Source organism: Haloarcula sp. JP-Z28, assembly GCF_011440255.1.
GTDB classification, from domain to species: domain Archaea; phylum Halobacteriota; class Halobacteria; order Halobacteriales; family Haloarculaceae; genus Haloarcula; species Haloarcula marismortui.
Genome location: NZ_JAAOHT010000012.1, coordinates 1 through 18,752 on the forward strand (window position 1 = coordinate 1; position 18,752 = coordinate 18,752).

19 protein-coding genes, 1 tRNA gene and 2 pseudogenes are annotated in these 18,752 nt (G+C 61.1%); 9 read left to right on the plus strand and 13 right to left on the minus strand.

Annotated features, from left to right (window positions below; all coding sequences use genetic code 11):
• Together G9463_RS07040 and G9463_RS07045 are read left to right on the plus strand one after the other, a co-directional pair.
• A pseudogene (locus G9463_RS07040) lies at positions 1–490 on the plus strand (sulfatase); the annotation flags it as partial.
• Between the two features lie 6 nt (positions 491–496).
• Complete coding sequence (locus G9463_RS07045) at positions 497–907, plus strand: GtrA family protein (protein WP_007187702.1); 411 nt, start codon at positions 497–499, stop codon at positions 905–907.
• Here G9463_RS07045 and G9463_RS07050 read toward each other — a convergent pair.
• Positions 904–1,851, minus strand: coding sequence for a MoxR family ATPase (locus G9463_RS07050; RefSeq protein WP_004957659.1), 948 nt, complete (start codon positions 1,849–1,851; stop codon positions 904–906). The two genes, G9463_RS07045 and G9463_RS07050, sit on opposite strands and share 4 nt — an antisense overlap.
• An 85-nt stretch (positions 1,852–1,936) precedes the next feature.
• Here G9463_RS07050 and G9463_RS07055 point away from each other — a divergent pair.
• Positions 1,937–2,021: transfer RNA gene (locus tag G9463_RS07055), tRNA-Ser, on the plus strand.
• 70 nt (positions 2,022–2,091) lie between these two features.
• Here the strand turns inward: G9463_RS07055 and G9463_RS07060 are convergent.
• From G9463_RS07060 to G9463_RS07075, 4 genes are all read right to left on the minus strand, one after another.
• Positions 2,092–3,948, minus strand: coding sequence for a DUF2070 family protein (locus G9463_RS07060; RefSeq protein ID WP_165896338.1), 1,857 nt, complete (start codon positions 3,946–3,948; stop codon positions 2,092–2,094).
• A 55-nt stretch (positions 3,949–4,003) separates the two neighbouring features.
• Positions 4,004–4,573: a GMP synthase subunit A gene (locus G9463_RS07065; protein ID WP_004957654.1), complete on the minus strand. Its 570-nt coding sequence runs from the start codon at positions 4,571–4,573 to the stop codon at positions 4,004–4,006.
• A 69-nt stretch (positions 4,574–4,642) separates the two neighbouring features.
• Positions 4,643–5,740, minus strand: coding sequence for an ATP-binding protein (locus tag G9463_RS07070; protein ID WP_049938910.1), 1,098 nt, complete (start codon positions 5,738–5,740; stop codon positions 4,643–4,645).
• 67 nt (positions 5,741–5,807) lie between these two features.
• Complete coding sequence (locus tag G9463_RS07075) at positions 5,808–6,353, minus strand: hypothetical protein (protein WP_004957648.1); 546 nt, start codon at positions 6,351–6,353, stop codon at positions 5,808–5,810.
• An 82-nt stretch (positions 6,354–6,435) separates the two neighbouring features.
• Between G9463_RS07075 and G9463_RS07080 the strand changes: the two genes are divergently transcribed.
• Entirely contained in the window at positions 6,436–6,783 is a 348-nt protein-coding gene (locus G9463_RS07080; RefSeq protein WP_007187698.1) for a DUF192 domain-containing protein, read from the plus strand.
• A gap of 193 nt (positions 6,784–6,976) precedes the next feature.
• Positions 6,977–8,485: a (R)-citramalate synthase gene (locus G9463_RS07085; RefSeq protein ID WP_165896364.1), complete on the plus strand. Its 1,509-nt coding sequence runs from the start codon at positions 6,977–6,979 to the stop codon at positions 8,483–8,485.
• Positions 8,486–8,557: 72 nt separating this feature from the next.
• On the opposite strand, the gene G9463_RS07090 is transcribed toward G9463_RS07085, so the two are convergent.
• From G9463_RS07090 to G9463_RS07110, 5 genes are all read right to left on the minus strand, one after another.
• Positions 8,558–9,526: a hypothetical protein gene (locus G9463_RS07090; protein WP_011223789.1), complete on the minus strand. Its 969-nt coding sequence runs from the start codon at positions 9,524–9,526 to the stop codon at positions 8,558–8,560.
• A 427-nt stretch (positions 9,527–9,953) separates the two neighbouring features.
• Entirely contained in the window at positions 9,954–10,253 is a 300-nt protein-coding gene (locus tag G9463_RS07095; RefSeq protein WP_165896339.1) for a HalOD1 output domain-containing protein, read from the minus strand.
• 99 nt (positions 10,254–10,352) lie between these two features.
• Complete coding sequence (locus G9463_RS07100; protein WP_165896340.1) at positions 10,353–12,806, minus strand: PAS domain S-box protein; 2,454 nt, start codon at positions 12,804–12,806, stop codon at positions 10,353–10,355.
• 90 nt (positions 12,807–12,896) lie between these two features.
• On the minus strand, positions 12,897–13,571 hold the full coding sequence (locus G9463_RS07105; RefSeq protein WP_007187695.1) for an HAD family hydrolase: 675 nt from the start codon (positions 13,569–13,571) through the stop codon (positions 12,897–12,899).
• 43 nt (positions 13,572–13,614) lie between these two features.
• Positions 13,615–14,076: a bifunctional nuclease family protein gene (locus G9463_RS07110; protein ID WP_007187694.1), complete on the minus strand. Its 462-nt coding sequence runs from the start codon at positions 14,074–14,076 to the stop codon at positions 13,615–13,617.
• A gap of 317 nt (positions 14,077–14,393) precedes the next feature.
• Here G9463_RS07110 and G9463_RS07115 point away from each other — a divergent pair, with 317 nt between their 5' ends.
• Together G9463_RS07115 and G9463_RS07120 are read left to right on the plus strand one after the other, a co-directional pair.
• On the plus strand, positions 14,394–14,957 hold the full coding sequence (locus G9463_RS07115) for a hypothetical protein (protein ID WP_165896341.1): 564 nt from the start codon (positions 14,394–14,396) through the stop codon (positions 14,955–14,957).
• 78 nt (positions 14,958–15,035) lie between these two features.
• Complete coding sequence (locus tag G9463_RS07120) at positions 15,036–15,362, plus strand: hypothetical protein (RefSeq protein ID WP_049944509.1); 327 nt, start codon at positions 15,036–15,038, stop codon at positions 15,360–15,362.
• A 53-nt stretch (positions 15,363–15,415) separates the two neighbouring features.
• On the opposite strand, the gene G9463_RS07125 is transcribed toward G9463_RS07120, so the two are convergent.
• Positions 15,416–15,652: a hypothetical protein gene (locus tag G9463_RS07125; protein ID WP_004957622.1), complete on the minus strand. Its 237-nt coding sequence runs from the start codon at positions 15,650–15,652 to the stop codon at positions 15,416–15,418.
• Positions 15,653–15,656: 4 nt separating this feature from the next.
• Entirely contained in the window at positions 15,657–16,046 is a 390-nt protein-coding gene (locus G9463_RS07130) for a prefoldin subunit beta (protein WP_004591484.1), read from the minus strand.
• Positions 16,047–16,251: 205 nt separating this feature from the next.
• Between G9463_RS07130 and G9463_RS07135 the strand changes: the two genes are divergently transcribed.
• Positions 16,252–16,554, plus strand: a complete 303-nt coding sequence (locus tag G9463_RS07135; protein WP_004957619.1) for a hypothetical protein — start codon at positions 16,252–16,254, stop codon at positions 16,552–16,554.
• A gap of 13 nt (positions 16,555–16,567) precedes the next feature.
• Here G9463_RS07135 and G9463_RS07140 read toward each other — a convergent pair whose 3' ends face one another.
• Positions 16,568–16,936, minus strand: a complete 369-nt coding sequence (locus tag G9463_RS07140; protein ID WP_007187691.1) for a hypothetical protein — start codon at positions 16,934–16,936, stop codon at positions 16,568–16,570.
• A gap of 386 nt (positions 16,937–17,322) precedes the next feature.
• Between G9463_RS07140 and G9463_RS07145 the strand changes: the two are divergent.
• Positions 17,323–18,723: pseudogene (locus tag G9463_RS07145) on the plus strand (RNA-guided endonuclease InsQ/TnpB family protein).
• The last annotated feature ends 29 nt before the right edge of the window (positions 18,724–18,752 follow it).

Sequence of the window (18,752 nt, forward strand, 5' to 3'; positions counted from 1 at the left end):
GCACCAGTCGGTCGAGACGCCGGTCGGCCTCGACACAATTGCGCCGACAGTGTGCGACCTGCTGTCGCTTACGCCGGCGGCGGAGTGGGACGGGGCGTCTGTCGCTCCAGCGGTCCACGGCGAGGCCATCGAGGACCGCGGTCCCATCGTCTCCGCAGCGGTCCGGGGCGAGAGCGTGACCAGTCAGCCGATTCCGCGGAACCGTGCGGATGGGGAACTCCTCCTCAGCGCACGCGACGAGCGCTACACGTACATCGAATTCACAGAATCGGGCCACCAGGAACTGTACGACCGGACGAACGACCCCGAGGAACAGGTCGATCTGTGTTCGGGCTCGACGGATGCCGACCCGCCTGCAACCGTCCTCGACCGCCTGTCGGATGCCGTCGCCGACCACCTCGCCACACTCGACAGCGACGGGACGGGGGCTGGAAACACCGAGGCATCCGACGAGATAACAGCACGATTAAAGGCACTCGGTTATCAGTAAGGCTGTATGGCGTCCGCTGTCGTCACACCGGCCCGGCGACAGCAACTCGTCCGGTTTTTCCTCGTCGGTGTGTTTGCTGCATCGGTCCAGCAGGCGCTCCTATGGCTGTTTACTGATATCGGTGGCCTGAATTACATTTTCGCAGCCGCTATCGCCATCGAATGTACGATCCTGCTACAGTACGCTCTGAACAACGCCTGGACGTTCCACCGGTCGCAGCATTCGAGCCTGCGGGAGTACGTACTCGGGCTAGGGAAGACGAACCTCGTCCGCGGGACAGCTATCCCACTTCAATTAGGCCTTCTCTACGCCTTTGTCACCTGGGGCGGCGTCGTGCCGTTGGTCGGGAATGCCGGGGCCATCGTCATCACAGGTGTGTATCGCTACGCGCTTGATGCCCACTGGACGTGGGGTTAGACGGTCGGGACGGGGACCTCGTCGAGCACGCTCTGGATGACGGTTCCCTTGTCGACTTGCTCGACGCGGGCATCGGGCGTTAACACGAGCCTATGGGCCAGCACCGGCTGTGCGACCCGCTTGATGTCGTCCGGTGCAACGTACTCCCGGCCGGCGATTGTTGCCATCGCCCGCGTTGCCTCGAACAATCGCTGGGTCCCGCGCGGTGAGACCCCCACATCTACGCGGTAGTCATCTCTGGTCGCCCGGACGAGGTCAGCCATGTACTGCAGCAGGTCGTCGTCGACCGTAACTGTCTCCGGAACGCTCCGGAGTTCTTTGACTGACTCCGCGTCAAGCACCGGTTCCACGGTCGGACTCTGTGTCGTTCGACCGGCACGCCGCCGGAGGAGTTCGACCTCGCCCTCGCCGTCAGGATAGCCGAGTGATGTCTTGGCCAGAAACCGGTCGACCTGTGCTTCGGGGAGTTCGAAGGTCCCCTCCATATCGACGGGGTTCTGCGTGGCGATGACAAAGAACGGTTCCGGCAGCTCGTACGTGTCCCCGTCGACGGTGACCTGTCCTTCTTCCATCGCTTCGAGCAGCGCGGACTGGGTCTTTGGCGGTGCGCGGTTGATCTCGTCGGCCAACAGGACGTTGGCGAACACCGGTCCTTCGGTGAATTCGAAGCTCCGGGACTCCTCGTTGAAGATGTGTGTCCCCGTGATATCGGCCGGCAGGAGGTCCGGCGTGAACTGGATGCGGGAGAAGGACAGTCCCAGCGCGGTCGCGACGCTGCGGGCGGTCAGCGTCTTCCCTGTGCCGGGAACGTCCTCAAGCAGGACGTGGCCCTTCGCGACGACCCCCAGCAGCACCGTCTCGAAGAAGCCGCGGTCAGCGATGACGGCACTCCCGATCTCATCGAGGATCTGACTCGACACCTCGCTTGCCTCGGTAGCGTCCATAGCCTGTCATGTTACGGGTCCGATAAAGGGGTGTCGAGTCCGAAATCGAAACCCCTAAAGAGCAAACGGCGGTACTGATTGATGAGCCGAGGTAGCCTAGCCTGGCCAAGGCGGTTGCTTCGAGAGCAACTGTCCTCACGGACTCAGGAGTTCAAATCTCCTCCTCGGCGCTTTCTGACGGAACAGTTCGCTGAGCGACAGCGCTGTATCTCTGACGGAGCATATCCGGTCGACCGCCCGTCAGGTCAGCAGGAAAATCAGCACGCTGACCGTCATGACGATGAGAATAAACGCTGCGGCCAGCGCACCGCCCATCGACACCATCGCGTTGGCAGTCGAGGCCAGCGTCTCGGTCCGGTCGTTTCCGAACACCGTTACCGTCGCCTGTTCGCTCGCCATCCCGGCCTCGACGGGTTCAAGATCGGCGATGGCCCTGTCGACGAGGTCCCCAATGAGCGCAACGATCTCCTTCTCAGAGATAACCTGTCCGACCTGATTCTCGGCTTCGACTGTGTTGACGATGTGGGTGTCGCTGGTCATCACCTCCATCGTATCCACGCCTTCAGCGGCGTCGATGATGCGCTGGCGGAGGCCCGGCTCCATGTTGTTGCCGTCGATGAGTACGTACGCCGCCCGCTGGTCGTTGACCTCGAAGACACAGACCCGGATTCCGAGCGGGCCGATACCCTCCTCGGGCTCCCAGGGGGTTTCATCCCAGGCGACGCCACAGCGGAGTTGGCCAGTTTCGGCGTCCGTGAGCAGGCTTCCAAGCTGTCCAGCGCCGTGAAGCATATCGAAGGACCGCTGACTGCCGGGAACGACGTGGCCGAGGTCGTCGCCTTCGAGCCCGTCGTTGCAGTTGTGTGCGTCGACTAGAAGCACGTCGTCGAGCCCGTCGGCCCGCGCTTCCGACATCGCAGAGAGTCCCACGGCGTACTCCACGTCGTCGGCACAGCCCGGCGCGTACGTGTTCACGACGAGCGCGTCGGAGCCAAACGCCTGTCCCGTCAGCGTGGCCTCTCCCTCGGTGACCCGGTGTCCTGCCGTCGCTTGGCTGTCGTATTCGATGTTCTGGTACGCAGTCTCGGCCGTCGACAGGATCTTGTCGACTTCCCGTTCGGTGACGAGGTTGAAGTCGTGGCCGGCGGTCGCGTGTGGCGGGAAAGCAAGGCCGTCAGCCGACTCGGCGACGCGCCTGGGGAGGTTGCCACCACCGATTTCACCCATCGGACCAGGGTGAATCATCGGCAGGACGAACCGGGCTTTCTCCTCGCCGTCCGGCCGGCGGACCGACAGCAAGGTGACTGGGACGACGGCTTCTTCGCCGATCTCCTCGAAGAACTCCTCCAGTTCGCGCGTGCCCTCGGCAATGTGGCCAATGAAGCCCCGGAGGAAATCGAGTGCGGAAACACCCAGCGAGGAGCGCCACGGTTGGTCGATAACGACGAGGAATAGCCAGACTGCCAGCGCATAGATGACACAGATAACCGCGAGAATGATGAAATCCTCCGGGATGAACCCCTGTACCTGCGGGGGGACCTCTTCCGGGCGGGAGAGGTACTCCCGGAGCATCGGGTCTTCGAGGATGAACGCGGTTGCGCCGCTGTATATCGCCAGCAACACGGCGGCAGTGACTGTCTGGACGCTCGCCGGAATCGTCGCTTTCAGCAGCGAGTGCCGCGAGACGGCCATCAGTATCAGCAGCCGGAAGGCGAATATCGATGCCAGCGCGACCAGCAATACGTCGAAGACGAAGTTCTGGCCGAGGCGGACAGTAAAGACGGCGATAACGCCGGCGATGGTCAGCATTGCAATCGTGATGAGCTCACAGATGACCGCAAGCAGGGTGGCCCGGTTCGGGGTTAATTGTCCGCCCAGCTGCCGGTCGACCCACGGCGTCACGGCACTGGCGATTGAGGTCGGCAGGCCGATGAGAAACACGCCCTGCCAGGCGTCGTCGAGGATGAACCGCGAATCGAACGCAACGATACCAGTCATCGCCGCGATGACCAGTGCAAAGGCCAGGCTCGTATACCAGGTCGGAGCCCTGAAAATAAACCGCGAAAGACTAGCGAGATTTCCCTGTGTCGCCGTCATTTATGTATCACATCCTACGCGTGAATATAAAACCAGTTACATCACGCTGCAGCGATTACTGGCGAGCGACAGACTGCTGGTCACAGACCGACAGGAAGTTCTCGAACACTTCCTCGCCCTCTTCGGTGTGAGCGACCTCTGGATGCCACTGGACGCCGTATATCGCTTCGTCTGTGTTGCTCATCGCCTCGACGCCACAGACATCGGAGGTCGCGGTCCGCTCGAATCCGGGCGGGACTTCCTTCACTTCGTCAGCGTGGCTGGCCCACACACGCGTTTCGGGATACAGCGAGCCGAGCAGCGGGTCGTCATCATCGAGGATGTCCACCGTCACGTCCGCGTAGCCGCCGTACTCGCCGCCGCCGACCCGACCGCCGAGTTCGTCAGCGATGAGTTGCATCCCCAGACAGATCCCGAGCACGGGCACGTCGAGATCGAGATACTCGGGGCAGTTTCCGATATCGTCCATGTCGGGGCCGCCGGAGAGAACAATGCCGTCGGCGTCGATCTCCTCTGGCGGAGTCGTGTTGTCCCTGAGCGAGACATCGACACCCATGTCACGGAGCGCGCGCTGCTCCAGATGTGTGAACTGTCCGTGATTGTCGATAACGTCGATTCGGGTCATTACTGACGCGAAGGCTGCGAAGGCGTATATATCTCCTGATGCGGTCGACGGTTCCCTTTGCGACTGGCTTCAGGGCCACTCTCGAAGTGTTTGGCGGATCTCGTCGAGAACTGTCGGGCCACACAGTTCCAGCGTCACGGTGTTGCCGTCGTCCGAGGTTGTGAGGTGCACTGCCCCGCCGTAACTCTCGACGATCCACGTCGTCAGCCACAGTCCGACTCCTTTTGAGTGGCACAGTTGCGTCTCCACGCCGCTATTGAGGACATCCCGTTCGTGCTGTGGAATCGACGGACAGTTATCCCCGATGTGGACGAATACGGTTCGACCGTGTTCTTCGACTGAGATATACAGTGTCGGGGTCTCTTCGCAGTGGACGACTGCGTTCTCGATAACGTTCCGGAGCACGGTGTCGAGCATCCAGTCGGCGTACACCCGCGACTGTTCAGGGAGGTCGAGTTCAACAGTTGCCTCCGGAGTCGACTGCGTGATCTTTTTTGCCTGTTCTCTGACGCATGGCACGAGGTCAATCGGCTCCTGCGCACGGCGGTCCGCATCGAACGCGAACTCTATCTGTCTCGCCTTCTCTGTGGTAGCGATGATGCCATCGATAGTTCCGCTCAACTGCTCGACATGTGCGCGTGACTCGGGCCTGCCGCGCTCTGCCGTCTCCCGCTGCAATTCACCGAGGTGTCCGAGTGCAACATTGAGGTCGTTCCGCAGGTCATGCCTGAGGACTCGAAACAACACTTCGTTGCTCTGGGCGAGGCGGCGTCGAGACCGCCGGAGTTCCAGCAGCCACCCGAACAAAATCCCGCCGAACCCGCCGACTGCGACCCCGCTTGCAAGTATCGACGGGATCATCGAGGACTGCGGTACCGGGGCGAGCAATACGACGATTTTGATAACGGTAAACAGCGCGACACCCAGCCCGCACCACTCCGCGGCAGTCCATATCTGGTCGCCAGACAGTCCACTCACCGGTAGCCAGTAGTTCGCTGCTACCAGGGCTAGCGCCGGTGTCAGCCCCACGCCGAGGATGACCACGTCTACCGGGGACGGCCGGACGATAGACATGCCGTGGGCGAGTAATGCGCCGGAAATCACGACGCCCGTTGCGACGACATATCCCGTCCCCAGCGACTGTTTCGTGAGCGCTGGAGAGGTCACTTTAGTAACTGGTTACTACGTGACTACTTATCTGTGCGGCAGTAATTATCAAATAAGATATTTAGAATCACTCCGAGTCGTCATAGCGGTCGGCCGCCGATTCGAAGCCCAGTTCGGATTGCTCCTTAGAACGGCGCTGTTCACGCTGTGCGATGGCTTCGGGGTCCGGGTTCGCGTCATCGTTGATTCGCGCCCACGACTGATGAATCTTCGCGTGACACCACCGGCAGAGAAATACCGTTATTTCGTGAGATAGCTCGTCGCCGCCGTCGCGGTACGAGAGATGGTGTTCCTCCAGCAGCGGTCGGTCCGCAGAGTGGGCCATCCGTCGCTCTTCAAGTCCGCAACGAACACACTCCCGGTCGTGGTTTCGGGAGCGGAAATGCGGGCAGTCGGCCCAGTCCCATTCCGGCTCCGTGTCCGCGTCATCTGGCGCAATTGCTGCCGGACAGCGAAAGTCATCAGCACTCCGGGCATTGGCGAATTCGGGGTCGTGACGGCCGTGTTCGCGCGCCCAGCGACACTTCCCCTCGCTGGTGACGAAGTCACACCGCTTTACGTGGTCGTACGGGTCGTCAACGCCGACGGATGTCCCCCCGGGAGCCTTTTCCATGCGAGGTAATGAGTGTCCGTGCCCCCTCAAATCCACCGTTCCGACAGAAGACTTTTTGCCTGCCTACGACTTCGGCGGTGGTATGCGGCTCGTTCACGACCCCGACGGCGCGGCACACCCCCTCGCAACGGAGGTGGAGTACGCCGAGTCGATACTCGAACAGGGACGGGGGCTGATGTTCCGGTCATCAATTCCCGACGACTACGCGCTCGTCTTTCCCTTCGACCACGCGAGCCGACAGTTCATCCACATGCTGTTCGTCCGGTTTCCGCTTGATGTGCTCTGGCTCGTTGACGAGGAGGTCCAGGCTGTCGACACCCTGCAACCCTGGCGCTCAATTGGCTACGCGACCGCAGACACTGTCATCGAACTACCCGGTGGCGCGGCGTCGGACGTTTCCGAAGGTGACACGGTCCGTCTGGAATCCTGAACGCGACAGGCGTGTGGCGTGGTAGTCAGTTCCGTCACCTTTTAGACCGTGAAGGTTAGAGTAGACACCACTATGTCGGAACACCCGACGGAGGATAGAGGAAGTCGCCGCGAGGCGGCTGGCCGCGAAATTCGTGGCGCGTGATGGAGCATCTTCTGTGAGTCAGAACACATTGTTCGAGGGGCACCCAGCGATGCGTGCGCTCTCAGATGTCGGTGAGGTACAGTTTTTCGACACGACGCTGCGTGATGGCGAGCAAGCCCCTGGCGTGTCGCTGACGCCGGACGACAAGGCTGATATCGCCCGCTCGCTCGATGCGGCGCGTATCGACGTCATCGAAGCCGGGAGCGCCTGTACCGGCCCCGGCGAGCGCGAGACGATTTCCCGCGTCGCGGGGCTTGACCTCGACAGCACTGTCACCAGCTTCTGTCGTGGTATCCAGAACGATATCGACCTCGCGCTTGACTGTGGTGTCGACGGCATCAACCTCGTCGTCCCGGCCAGTGACAAGCACGTAGAGCAGAAGGTCGGGACCTCCAAGAGCGAAAACGTCGACAACACCGTCGAACTGGTGGAGTACGCCGTCGACCACGGGCTCTGGGTCGAGGTCATCGGCGAGGACGGCTCCCGAGCCGATCTGGACTACCTCGAAGAATTACTCGGAGCCGCCGTCGAGGCCGGCGCAGACCGCATCTGCTGGGCCGACACCGTCGGCCACGCGACGCCGGACCGCGCGCTCGAATGCGTCTCCCGGCTCTCGGACCTGGGTCCGGTGAGCACACACACCCACGATGATCTGGGGCTCGCAGTGACGAACGCTCTGGTCTCCATCGCAGCGGGTGCGGACCTCGTCCACGGGACGATAAACGGCATTGGCGAGCGCGCCGGCAATGTCGCCCTTGAAGAGGTCGCCATTGCGCTCGACCATGGCTACGGCGTCGAATCGATGGCCCTCACCGAGGTGTACGACCTCGCTCAGCTCATCGCCAACCGGACCGGCATTCCGCTGGCTCCCAACAAGGCGGTTGTCGGGGAGAACGCCTTCACGCACGAGTCCGGCATCCACACCGACGGGACGCTCAAAGACGACTCGATGTATGAGCCGTACCCGCCGGAGAAGGTGGGCCGCGAACGCCGACTCGCGCTCGGTAAACACGCGGGCCGAGCCGGTGTCGAGGCGGCACTCGACGAGCATGATGTCGAGGTCACCGATGACCAGCTCTCGGAGATCGTCAGTCGCGTCAAGGAGATCGGCGACCGCGGCAAGCGCGTCACCGACGCCGACCTGCTGACCATCGCCGACGAGGTGACCGGCGACGCGCGCGACCGCCGGGTCGAACTACTCGGCCTGACCGCCGTTTCCGGCTCCGACACGCCGACAGCGAGCGTCCGACTCTCGGTCGACGGCGAGGAACGCAAGGAGGCAGCGGTCGGCTCCGGACCGGTCGATGCAGCGATGAACGCTGCCGAGGTAGCACTGTCCCACACCGCCGATGCGACACTCGAAGACTACCACGTGGACGCCATCACCGGCGGGACGGACGCGCTCGTTACGGTCGAAATCGAGATGTCACGCGGCGATGACCACGTCGTTGTCTCCGCCAGCGACTCAGACATCACGCGGGCGTCTGTGCGCGCAATGGTCGATGCGATGGACCGCCTTGTCGCCGACGACGAGGAACCGCTCGTCGCCGACGACTGACGGTACGACAGTTCTGTTTTAAATACGTAGAATCAGTTCGCACCTGTCCGCGGACCACGGAACGTCGTTTTGTTACTTGTGTCCGCGGCTGGCTTCGTGGTACTGGAACACTGTTTCCATGCCCTGCACCAGCGCGTCAAGGTCGACACTATCCGTATCGAACTCGCGGTCACGCACGGACTGATAGATGTCGGCCCACCGGTCCCGGAACCGTGCCTCGAGCTGCTCGGTTTTGATTTTGTCGATGAGTTCGGCTTTCCGGTCAGGGTTTTCGAGTTCTTCAGGTGTAACGAACCCTTCTTGAAGGGCCAACACGACGATTCCCGCAGTGTAGTCTCCTTCCTTGACCTCTCGCTCCCAGGTCGTGAGCCAGTTGCCGATTCGGGCCATCTCCTGCAGGTCCCAGATGAGGTCCCGGACCGTGCCGTAGTCCGCGAGATCGAATTCCGGCGAGTACATCAGGTCAACGGCCGCGTAGGGGAACATTACCATGTTATGTGCCCCATAGGTTTCGGCCCCGCTGAGGTTCGCAATCCGTGGGTTCTCGTTGACGACGGCGCTGTAATCCATCGCGTTTAGCGTCTGTCGCATATCGTAGGTGAACACGTCGTAGAACTCCTCAACACGCGGTGCGTCAGTCAGGCCCCCCTCAAACTCCCGCCATACACGCTCGATAAAGGAGAAATATTCCTCGCTTACCGCTGCACGACTCGGGTCCACGGCTGACGGGTCCTGAACGAGGCGTCGGGCCTCTTCGAAGGTGTCTCGGTCCCCGTCGTTCTCGACGATGTCGTCCAGAATCGTGACGTACATCGTGAGTATCGTCTTCTGTGTCCGGACGTGGTCGGCGTGATCCGGGTGGACAGAGGAGAGCGTAAACTCAGGGAACAGCGAGTAGATCCACTGCCAGAGGAACCGATCACGCTCGCCACAGATCCGTTCGTACTCGTCTGCCAGTTCTGCAACCTGGTCCGGGAGACTGGTTGTCCGAACCTCTTCAAGAAGGTCCTGTGCATCAACCGCCGGTGACTCAACACTCATTGTGACTGCCTCCCGATAGTTGCACCCTGAATATCGACACAGGCGGTAGAATAATGTCCAATTAACTGGTGTTTGGGTGCTTCTACTTCTTCAGATTGAACGGTCACTGCCTTGGCGCTCTTGCCCGACTGCGAGTCGGTTCCGATCAGTTGGTGTCCACGGTCCATACATTTGAGAGGCAAAGTTGCGCTTATAGTGGTACTGACGTGTATGCTGCTAGTAGTATATTATTAACAAAGTAGTTGGTCAGCTTTACTCCGAGTTACGTACCAGTTTTTCAATTGCTACCACAAAAGAAATATCTACTTACTGAAATATAGCAGCTATCTGTGGGTGATATGTAAAAATAAGGTGACAATAATATGTTTGCTGGCGGCAATATCCCTCTAAATAAGGTCACACAGCGCCAGCAGAACAGTCGCGCGAGTTATGCCTCGAATTCAGTTGCCACCGAGCCGCCGCGGGACGGTGTCACCAGCACCGAACGGTTCCCTTCGACTTCGATACGACAGCCAGCCATACTGAACACGACCAGCCCGTCAGGACTCGGGGTGCCGTCCGTCTCGGGACGGAACAGCCGGTCCAGCGCATCAGGGTCGATACAGTCACTGATTCGGTCATCGAGGTCGACAGGGTCGATACCCAGGGTGTCGGCTACGGCGTGGACGATGGTTTCGCTCAGCGGTTCATTGGGTGTCGGTCTGTAGACCAGTTTTGCCTGGGACATGATTCGTCGCTGTTTGTCTCTTGATCAGTGGTTCAAAAGGTGATTGTGGCTATACAGATACCGCCCGCCGGACTGGTCACTAGTAGTATAGCGCCGCTATCAGCTATCGCCGAACACGAGTTCGAGCAACTTTCGCTCGCTGACGCGGAGGTGCCGATTGACCGTCGGCTGTGACACGTCTAAACTGGCCGCGATTTCCTGACCAGTCGTCTCCCGGGGCCAGTCGAAAAAGCCACTCAGATACGCCGTCTGAAGGACTTCGAACTGTCTGTCGGTGAGTTGCTCCTCCAGTGCCGACCGGACCGTCTCGTCTCGTTGACCGTCGGACTGTGCGCCGTCACGGCGCGCGATCAGTGTGACGTTCGCGTAGCGCTCGCCGAGCTGCTCGACGAACTGCCGGACATCAGTCTCACCCGAGACGACAACTGTCACAGTGAGTCCATCCGTTGACGTTCGGATCGATTTCAACCGCCCGCCCTGCTCCAGTATCGTCTCTGCAACGGTCTGACCAGTCACGACGACCTCGTAAAACCCGTCCAACTGGTCGGTCGAGATCGACCGCGCAGTGTCGACACGAGCCATCGAGACTATCTGCTCCTCAACGACAGCGGGGTCACAGTCCGAGATAGCGAGGAAGAGACGGGTCGCACCGTCGCTGCGCTGTACGGCCCCTTCACAGATGACCGGGGCACCGACCTGGTCTGAGAGGTGGGTCAAGAAAGACTGTGGGGCCGACAGCGATAGTTCGAGCTCGACGGTCCCGTCGCCGGCCCGCCGCTGTCGGGACTCAACCTCCTGTATCGCATTCGCGATGGTCTCGCCGAGTTCGGCAAACACCTCCTGAAGCATCTCGTCGAACCCGTCTTCCTGCTGGGCGTACACCGTCAAGACACCGTAGACGAAATCGTCGTATTCGAGCGGAATGCTGAGTGCTGACTGGAATTCTCGGGAAAGTGCCTCCGTCCGCCAGTGGTCTCCTCGAAGGTTATCCGCCACTGATGGGACGATAGTCATCGCTTCGGACTGTGCAGTCTGGACGGCCGGTGGCCCGCCCTCGCGCTCCAGCGACAGCGAGATGGCGTCCAGATAGCTGGCGGTGTCGCCCGCCCACGCTCTGGGGACGAGTTCCGTTGCATCCTGTCGGCCGAGCCAGGCGAAGGAGAACCACTGTGACTCGGCCAACTGGTCACACACCGCCTGCTCTATCTCCTCGGTGGTCTCCGCTTCGACGAGCACCTGATCAATCCGGCGGATGATGGCATTGACTTGCTTGAGCCGTCGCAGCTCCCGGTTCTGTTCGCGGCGCTCGGCCTCGCGTTCACGGAGCGTCGTCTCGCGGTCCACACGTGCGAGCGCGGCCTCTGCGCTGGCGGCGAGCAGATCTACCATCTCGCGTGTTCTGGCGTCGCTGTGTTGCTGGCCCAGTTCGATGTAGAACACGCCGTGGTCTTCGAGCGGGAGGCAGAGCCGCTTCGCGTCCGCCGTGACCGGCCCCGCCCCGAGGTCGATGCTCTCGCCGGGGGGAACTTCGACAGCGCTGTCCTGCACGAACACATCCCACGCTGTACTCTCGCCCGGGCCGATCGACGCGGCTCTGTCTGCCTCAGTATCGCCGACGCTGCGAAGGGTGTTGTCGCTTCGGTCGAACAGGTATATCGCCACGTCGGGGAGCTCCAGCACGTCGACGGCCGTGTCGAGTATCTGCTCGGCCACGGCCGTCTTGGTTTCCGTATGTAGCAGTTTTCTGGTTGACTCGTGCAGTGCCGCGAGTGTCTCCTCGAACCGCTTCCGGTCAGAGATATCTCGAACGACGCCGACCTGCCGGTAGCTCCCGTCCTTGCGGTCGTACGTCGTGAATTTGGTTTCGATCGGCAGCGTGTCCCCGTCAGCGGTTCTGAGGTCCGTCGTCAGCGTGCCCACATCGCGCTCGCCCTCGATGAACTGTCGCGACATCTCTGCGGCCTCCTCGATGACGGATTCATCTGCCAGCAGCGTCGCGTTCGACCCGACCAGCGTGTCCTTATCATAGCCGGTCATCGACTCGACGGCACTGTTGACCGTCTGCATCGTGAACGCCTCGTCAAGTGTGTAGATGCCGTCCTCAATGGTCTCGACGATCCGTTCGTACTGTTCGAGCATCTCCGTCCGCTCGTGGCGCTCGGTGATATCGTGGACGATTCCCAGATACAATTCTTCGCCGTCCCACTGCTGGGGCTCGAAGGCGATTTCGACCCACCGCTCCGTGCCACCAGCAGAGCACGACGACGTTAGCGGTGTTCCCGGTGACTGACTACAGTGGGCTCTAAGGTCAACGTCATCCAGACCTGGGAAGAACGTCCCTATCTGGCTTCCAAACACGTCCGATGGGTCTGAGTCGAGGAGGTCACAGAGGTGGTCGTTCCCGGTCCGTATCTCCCCGTCAGCGGCAGAAACGACTACTGGCTCGGGCATTCGCGCGGCGAGCGTCTCCAACAGCACAGGAGGGGACTGCTGTGCCGGTGTGTCGCGTGCCGCTTGTTCGTTCTCCTCCGTTCCACCGACCGGCTTCTCCATACCGTTTCACGGCACTTGCCATGGGAAAGGTTGCTTTCAGTATACGTACCAGAACACGAAGAGTGCGTGTCCGTTAGGTCCGGATACGTCTCAGTCGCTCCCGCTGCGTCGACTGGCGAGGTGAACCACGTCTTCGAGGCCAGACACATCGTGGTCCGGTGTCACGTCGAGTTGCGTGTCGACCCGATGTGGGCGACGAATAAACGCCGAGTCGATCCCGGCCCGATGTGCTGCCTCGATGTCGGATTCGTTGTCGCCGACGAACAGGGCATTACTGACGTTGAGGTCGTCCATCGCCCGCTCGATGTAGTACGGCCGCGGTTTCTTCCGGCGGAGGCTCTCGACTGTCGGCTCGCGTGCCCAGACGGTGTCGAAGTAGTGGCCGATATCGAAGTGCTCAAAGGCGAAAGCGACGGTGTCGCGCTGATTCGAGGAAACCACACCCAGCGGGCAGTCTAGCCGGTCGAGCACAGATACATCGGCGTATGGCTGTTTCTCTCCGGCCCGGATAAGCGCCCGCTGGACCGCGGTCAGGGCCTCGTCACGAGCCCGGAAGAACCGCTCGGGGTCGATATCGTACTGCGTACAGATGTCGGTGAGCTCGGGCACTGTCACACCGATGCTCATCGCCTCGACGTGGGCTGTCGACGGCGAGACCACGCCCAGTTCCTCGAATGCCTGGCGCGCGCCGACGTAGTGTGCATCCATGTCCGTCAGCGTCAGCAACACGCCGTCGTTGTCGAAGATGACCGATTCGTACCCCATCACGTACTTTCAGGGCGGACAGACGCAGAAAGGTTTCGCGTCCTCACAGCCCGAGATCCTCACTGCCACTCCCGCTCTGGTCGAACTGTTCCGGCGATCGCCCGGCCTCGTCGATAACATCGTCTGTCACGACGACCGGACAGTCTACCCGGAGGGCAATCGCGATGGCATCCGAGGGGCGAGCGTCAAACACCATGTCCTTGCGCCGGTCGTCGGTGTACTGTTCCGCGTCGATCTTCCCGTAGAAGGTCCCGTCGGCGAGGTCGTCGATACGGACCCGGTCGATAGCTCCCCCGAACTCCGTCACCATCTCGACCAACAGGTCGTGAGTGAGCGGGCGCTCGAAGGGTTCGCCGTCGATAGCCAGTTGCATCGACTGGGCCTGGTCCGTGCTGACAAAGATTGGGACGATCTCCTCACGTGCACGGAGTAGAACGACCGGCGTGCCGCTCCCTTCCTCGCTGACACCGACGCCGACCCCTTCGACCGTGGCATCGTGTTCCATGAACCAGTGTTGGGCTCGCTGGTATGAAAAGCTACCCCGGCGGCGGTTTCAGGGGCCTGTCCCGTGCGCTATCATCTGACCGACTCCAACTATGTCTTCGTCGGCCGGGCCGGCCCCGCGACGCGCACGCCAACCATTTCACCCAGCGGTCCGATCTCGGCGCGATGACGTGGTGAGTGGGCTTTGAAGCGGGAGTAAATCGAATTAAAACAGACGATAGAACACTCAAATCGGGCAAATTCGACTTAATTCGCCTTTTCGGCTTGCCCCCTTCATATGCCATCCGACCAGAGAGCCAAGCGGAGGCAACGACCACAATGAAACTCACTACGATTGCCGGCGGCCTGCTTGCCGTGCTCGTCATCACGGGCTCGGCGGCGGCACTTCCCGGCGCAGCAGGCGCACAGGCTGATGACCACGCGGACAACGCACAGGCAGACAACGCTGCTGAGCAAGCAGCGAACGACACTGAACAGGCAGCGAACGAAACAGCGAGCGCTGACGAGAACACGTCGGACGGCGCCGCCTCGGCGTCTGACCGTCGCGGCCCACCTGCTGACGCCGGCCAGGCAGGCGACCAGCGTGGCCCGCCGTCGGACCTCCCCGAACAGGTCCCTGATTTCGTCAGCGAGATTCACACGCTCATCGGACAGAAGCAGGCCGGCGAACTCACGGGTGATCTGGGCGCACAGATCAGCGACCTGACCCCCGGTGACGAGAGCGACGCGGCCGAGAACGAAACCGAATCGCCGTCTGAGAGCGGTGGCGCGGACGACGCTGCTGCGGAGTCGACTGAGGACGCGGCTGGAGACGATGAGCAGTCCACTGACGAGACGGATTCGGATGAGGAACAGGCCACTGACGACGACAGCGACGAGTAATCCCCCTGACCTGACGGCTCTTCACCTGCCGAGTAATCAAGCGCGGTTTTTTTGCTTGCTGAACTCTGAGTGATGGGTATGGATGACACCGCCGAGTCCAGCGTCCACGCTGGCGACGGAACCCGTGACCGCACGACGGCAGACCTGCTTGCGGGTGACGAGGACTCGTCGGCGTCGGAATCGTCGGGTGAGATGAACCGGAAGCGGGCTCTCCTGTTCGTCTCGCCGTTTCTCGCTATCGGGCTGTTTGATCTGGCCCTGCTACTTGGCTGGGGACTGGACCCGCTGTGGGGGTTCATGATTCTCCCGCCGATACTGTTCGTCTCAGTGCTTGGCTGGATCGCGTTCCGAACCGGGTTTGCAAGCGACCGGACCGGGGACCCAGCCGCCGATAGCCACGACTGACCGTTCGCGGTGTCGGTAGAACACCGAATGACTGCCCGCTTGGTTGCGGGTGCCTATTCTTCGAACAGGTCGTCGACGGCGGCCCGTGCGGCAAGGGCAGCGTCGTCCGCGACCTGTGCCTCGTCCTGACGACTGTCGGGCGCGTTGACGTACACGTCGACGTCCAGTACGCCGTCTTCGAAGGTGACAGTCACGTCGAGGTCCTCGACCGCGCCGACGTCGTACCGAGAGAAGACAACGTCTTCGGCGGCGGCTGAGGCTGTCTCGACGACCTCATCGTCTGTCGGCATCGCCTTATGCGCCGCCAGCGCCGGGGCCGCCGGCCGGACCCGCGCCGCCTGCGCCGCCGAGCATCTGCTGGAGCTCGCTCTGGAGCTCTTCGAACTGCTCCTGAACGCGCTCTTCCTGCTTTTCGAGCGTCTCAACGCGGACTTCGAGGCTGTTGACCTTCTCTTCGAGGTCGTCCTGTGCCTCGTCGAACTCGGTCTTCACGAGGAGTTCGCCGACCTCGCGGTACATGGTCGAGTCCTCGTCGATGTCGTCAAGCTCGTCGAGCGCCGTCTGGGACTCCTGGAGCTCCGTCTCGGCCTGCTGTTTCTGTGCGGCGACCTGCTGTGCTGTCTGCTGAAGGTCCTGCAGTTCCTCGAGCTTCTCCTGTGCTTCAGGCGGAAGATTACCCTGCATACCTCCAGAGTTGGGAGCCGGAGTGTTAAACCCATGCATCTAGCTCCGAACGCGGGTGCTGGCACCCCGGCCCGTTCAGGGCCCAGAATGTCCGAAATCGGCGTATACCGTCCAAATTGACGGGGAGAGTCAGCTCCACGCACCGATAGTAGAATGACGGGACATTCGGCGTAACACGTTTGCGTCTCACAGCCCTTACTACAGTATGTCCCACCCGTCACCGGAGACAGCCGCTGACCCGGAGGAGTTGGTCGCTGCGCTACCGGACCCGCCGGCACCGTGGCAGCGAAGCGACGCCAACGGCGGCATCGTCGAGTATCGGATTCCGGACGACGACGGCGTCTGTGCTGCAGCCAAACTTGTTGTTCGCCCTGAGCTCTTCGACGATAGCGCGGTCCGAATCGACAGAAAACAGGGCTGCAAGGATGTCGGAACAGGGAGACATCCAGACGTTGAGAGCGCTGTCGACGTTGTTTCCACAGAGCTCTCCGCTGCGGTCGGTGAATAGCTGCCGCGGCTGTCTACGCTGGCCCGTCGGCCAGCCCGGCGACCGTGACGTACAGTCCGAACGTCGAGATGACTGTTCCGGCGAGCTGTGTTCCTGCGGTCGCGAGAAAGCCGACATCAGTGTACAACAACGGGGCGAGCATGAACCAGCCGCCGAAAATCGTTGTCAGGACGGCCGGCGGTAAACTCGGCTCGCCGGTCACGCGGAGCAGTTGGAGGTTTCGCACGGTGAAGACGAGTCCGAGAAGCCCGCTTGAAGTCACGCTGCCGGTAAACGCGGCTGATGACCCGACGACAATCGGGAGCAGTGCTCCGACGAGACAGCCCAGAACGCAGACGGCAGCCGAGGCGACGAGAAACTGAGGCGCGGGTTGTTCTGACACGGCAGAGAGTACGGACGATGTTTATTAGTTCCTTATCCCAGCACAGATGGGGTTACTCCGGCGCCTTCTCAATCGGCGCTATCTTGATTCAGCGAGAGAATCCCGCCCTTCCTGCGAAAGACGAGCGTTCCGACGCTCAGTCGGAACCGAGGACTGAGCAGGGCGGGAGTGAATCGCGTAAGCTCTGGTGAGAAACTGCCGTGTTACTGCTGTTATTGAGTCTCCAGCGTGTCGAGTCCGGCTCCTAACACCTCTGTATAGGCTTCCGAGAGAGTCAAATCGTTTGCCTCTGCGTAGTCTTTGATACGTCCGTGGATTGCCCAGTCAATGTCGATGTTTGGCCTCATCGGTGGACTTATTAGACATTGAGACTGATTATACTTTGGATGAAGCGTGCCAACACGTTCGCCGTGCGACCGCTTTCAGACGATGGTAAGCAGGTGCTACGGGACCTGTTGGACGCGTGTGCCGCTCTCTGGAACGAGATAAATTACGGACGCCTCATGCGCTACAACGACGAAGACGGCTTCGAGGGCGAAGACGTGTGGGACGCCGATACAGGCCGACTTGAGGGCAAATACAAAGCCGTTCTCGGCGCATCCACCGCTCAAACTGTCCGGCGAGCAAACAGCGAAGCGTGGCGCGGGTTCTTCGAGAGCAAGAAGGCGTATCACGACGAGTCAAACACGTCGGTTACGGAACACCCGGAACCGCCGGGCTTCCGTGGTCTTGGAAATCAGAGATTTCCAATGGTCGGCGAATCGTAGATTCGCCTCGACAACGAAGACGACGGACGTGTTCTCAAAGGCGTTGTCCGAAAGGACGCCTACACCATCGAGTGGGGTGACCGTTCTCGGCTTGAAATGGTCGTCGGAAAAGAACTCCGTGACAGGCACAACAGCCCGAAAAGTCGTCTTCGGCTCGAAATCGTTGGCGACCCGAACTGGCCTGATTACGAGGACCAGAGCCGGTTGGAACTGTGGTACGACGAGACTGACAACACGTTCAGGGCTTCGCAACCCGTGACTGTTTCTGATGATGCACGGGACACTCCACTGGCCGACGAGAAGGCCGCTCTGGATATTGGTGCGAACAATCTCGTTGCCTGTACCACGACAACTGGCGAGCAATATCTGTACGAGGGCCGTGAGTTATTCCAGCGATTCCGTGAAACGACACGAGAAATCGCCCGGTTACAGTCGAAACTCGAAGAAGGCAGGTACAGTAGTGAGCGCATCCGGCGGCTGTACCGGAAACGCACTCGTCGCCGCGACCACGCACAAGAAGCACTGTGTCGTGACCTGCTCGAACGACTGTACGCCGAAGGTGTCGATACCGTGTATATCGGTGGCCTGACCGACGTACTCGAAACGCACTGGTCGGTCGGAACCAACGCCAAGACTCACAACTTCTGGGCGTTCAAGCAGTTCACCGAACGACTGGCGTGTACCGCCGAAGAATACGGTATCTCGGTGGAAGTCCGGTCGGAGGCGTGGACCAGCCAAGAGTGCCCGCAGTGTGGTTCGACGGGCCGAACGACACGGCACCAAGACACACTCACCTGTCAGTGCGGGTTCGAGGGCCACGCCGACCTTACGGCGTCAGAGACGTTCCTGAAGCGGCAGATAGAGCAGGCAGTTAGGCCGATGGCACGGCCCGTGCGGTTCGAGTGGGACGACCACGAGTGGTCGGAGCTACCACGCTCTCATGAAAGTCCCAAAGAACAGCGCACAGACCCAAGTACCGTCCACCGTGACGGGAATATTGCTTCCGGGGAATCGGCATAGCCGAGACTCCTACAGAGGAAACCGCGCCG

Coding starts and splice junctions, on each gene's coding strand:
- G9463_RS07045 (WP_007187702.1), top strand. CDS start 497: ATGGCGTCCGCTGTCGTCACACCGGCCCGGCGACAGCAACTCGTCCGG.
- G9463_RS07050 (WP_004957659.1), bottom strand. CDS start 1,851: ATGGACGCTACCGAGGCAAGCGAGGTGTCGAGTCAGATCCTCGATGAG.
- G9463_RS07060 (WP_165896338.1), bottom strand. CDS start 3,948: ATGACGGCGACACAGGGAAATCTCGCTAGTCTTTCGCGGTTTATTTTC.
- G9463_RS07065 (WP_004957654.1), bottom strand. CDS start 4,573: ATGACCCGAATCGACGTTATCGACAATCACGGACAGTTCACACATCTG.
- G9463_RS07075 (WP_004957648.1), bottom strand. CDS start 6,353: ATGGAAAAGGCTCCCGGGGGGACATCCGTCGGCGTTGACGACCCGTAC.
- G9463_RS07080 (WP_007187698.1), top strand. CDS start 6,436: ATGCGGCTCGTTCACGACCCCGACGGCGCGGCACACCCCCTCGCAACG.
- G9463_RS07085 (WP_165896364.1), top strand. CDS start 6,977: ATGCGTGCGCTCTCAGATGTCGGTGAGGTACAGTTTTTCGACACGACG.
- G9463_RS07090 (WP_011223789.1), bottom strand. CDS start 9,526: ATGAGTGTTGAGTCACCGGCGGTTGATGCACAGGACCTTCTTGAAGAG.
- G9463_RS07095 (WP_165896339.1), bottom strand. CDS start 10,253: ATGTCCCAGGCAAAACTGGTCTACAGACCGACACCCAATGAACCGCTG.
- G9463_RS07100 (WP_165896340.1), bottom strand. CDS start 12,806: ATGGAGAAGCCGGTCGGTGGAACGGAGGAGAACGAACAAGCGGCACGC.
- G9463_RS07105 (WP_007187695.1), bottom strand. CDS start 13,571: ATGGGGTACGAATCGGTCATCTTCGACAACGACGGCGTGTTGCTGACG.
- G9463_RS07110 (WP_007187694.1), bottom strand. CDS start 14,076: ATGGAACACGATGCCACGGTCGAAGGGGTCGGCGTCGGTGTCAGCGAG.
- G9463_RS07115 (WP_165896341.1), top strand. CDS start 14,394: ATGAAACTCACTACGATTGCCGGCGGCCTGCTTGCCGTGCTCGTCATC.
- G9463_RS07120 (WP_049944509.1), top strand. CDS start 15,036: ATGGATGACACCGCCGAGTCCAGCGTCCACGCTGGCGACGGAACCCGT.
- G9463_RS07125 (WP_004957622.1), bottom strand. CDS start 15,652: ATGCCGACAGACGATGAGGTCGTCGAGACAGCCTCAGCCGCCGCCGAA.
- G9463_RS07130 (WP_004591484.1), bottom strand. CDS start 16,046: ATGCAGGGTAATCTTCCGCCTGAAGCACAGGAGAAGCTCGAGGAACTG.
- G9463_RS07135 (WP_004957619.1), top strand. CDS start 16,252: ATGTCCCACCCGTCACCGGAGACAGCCGCTGACCCGGAGGAGTTGGTC.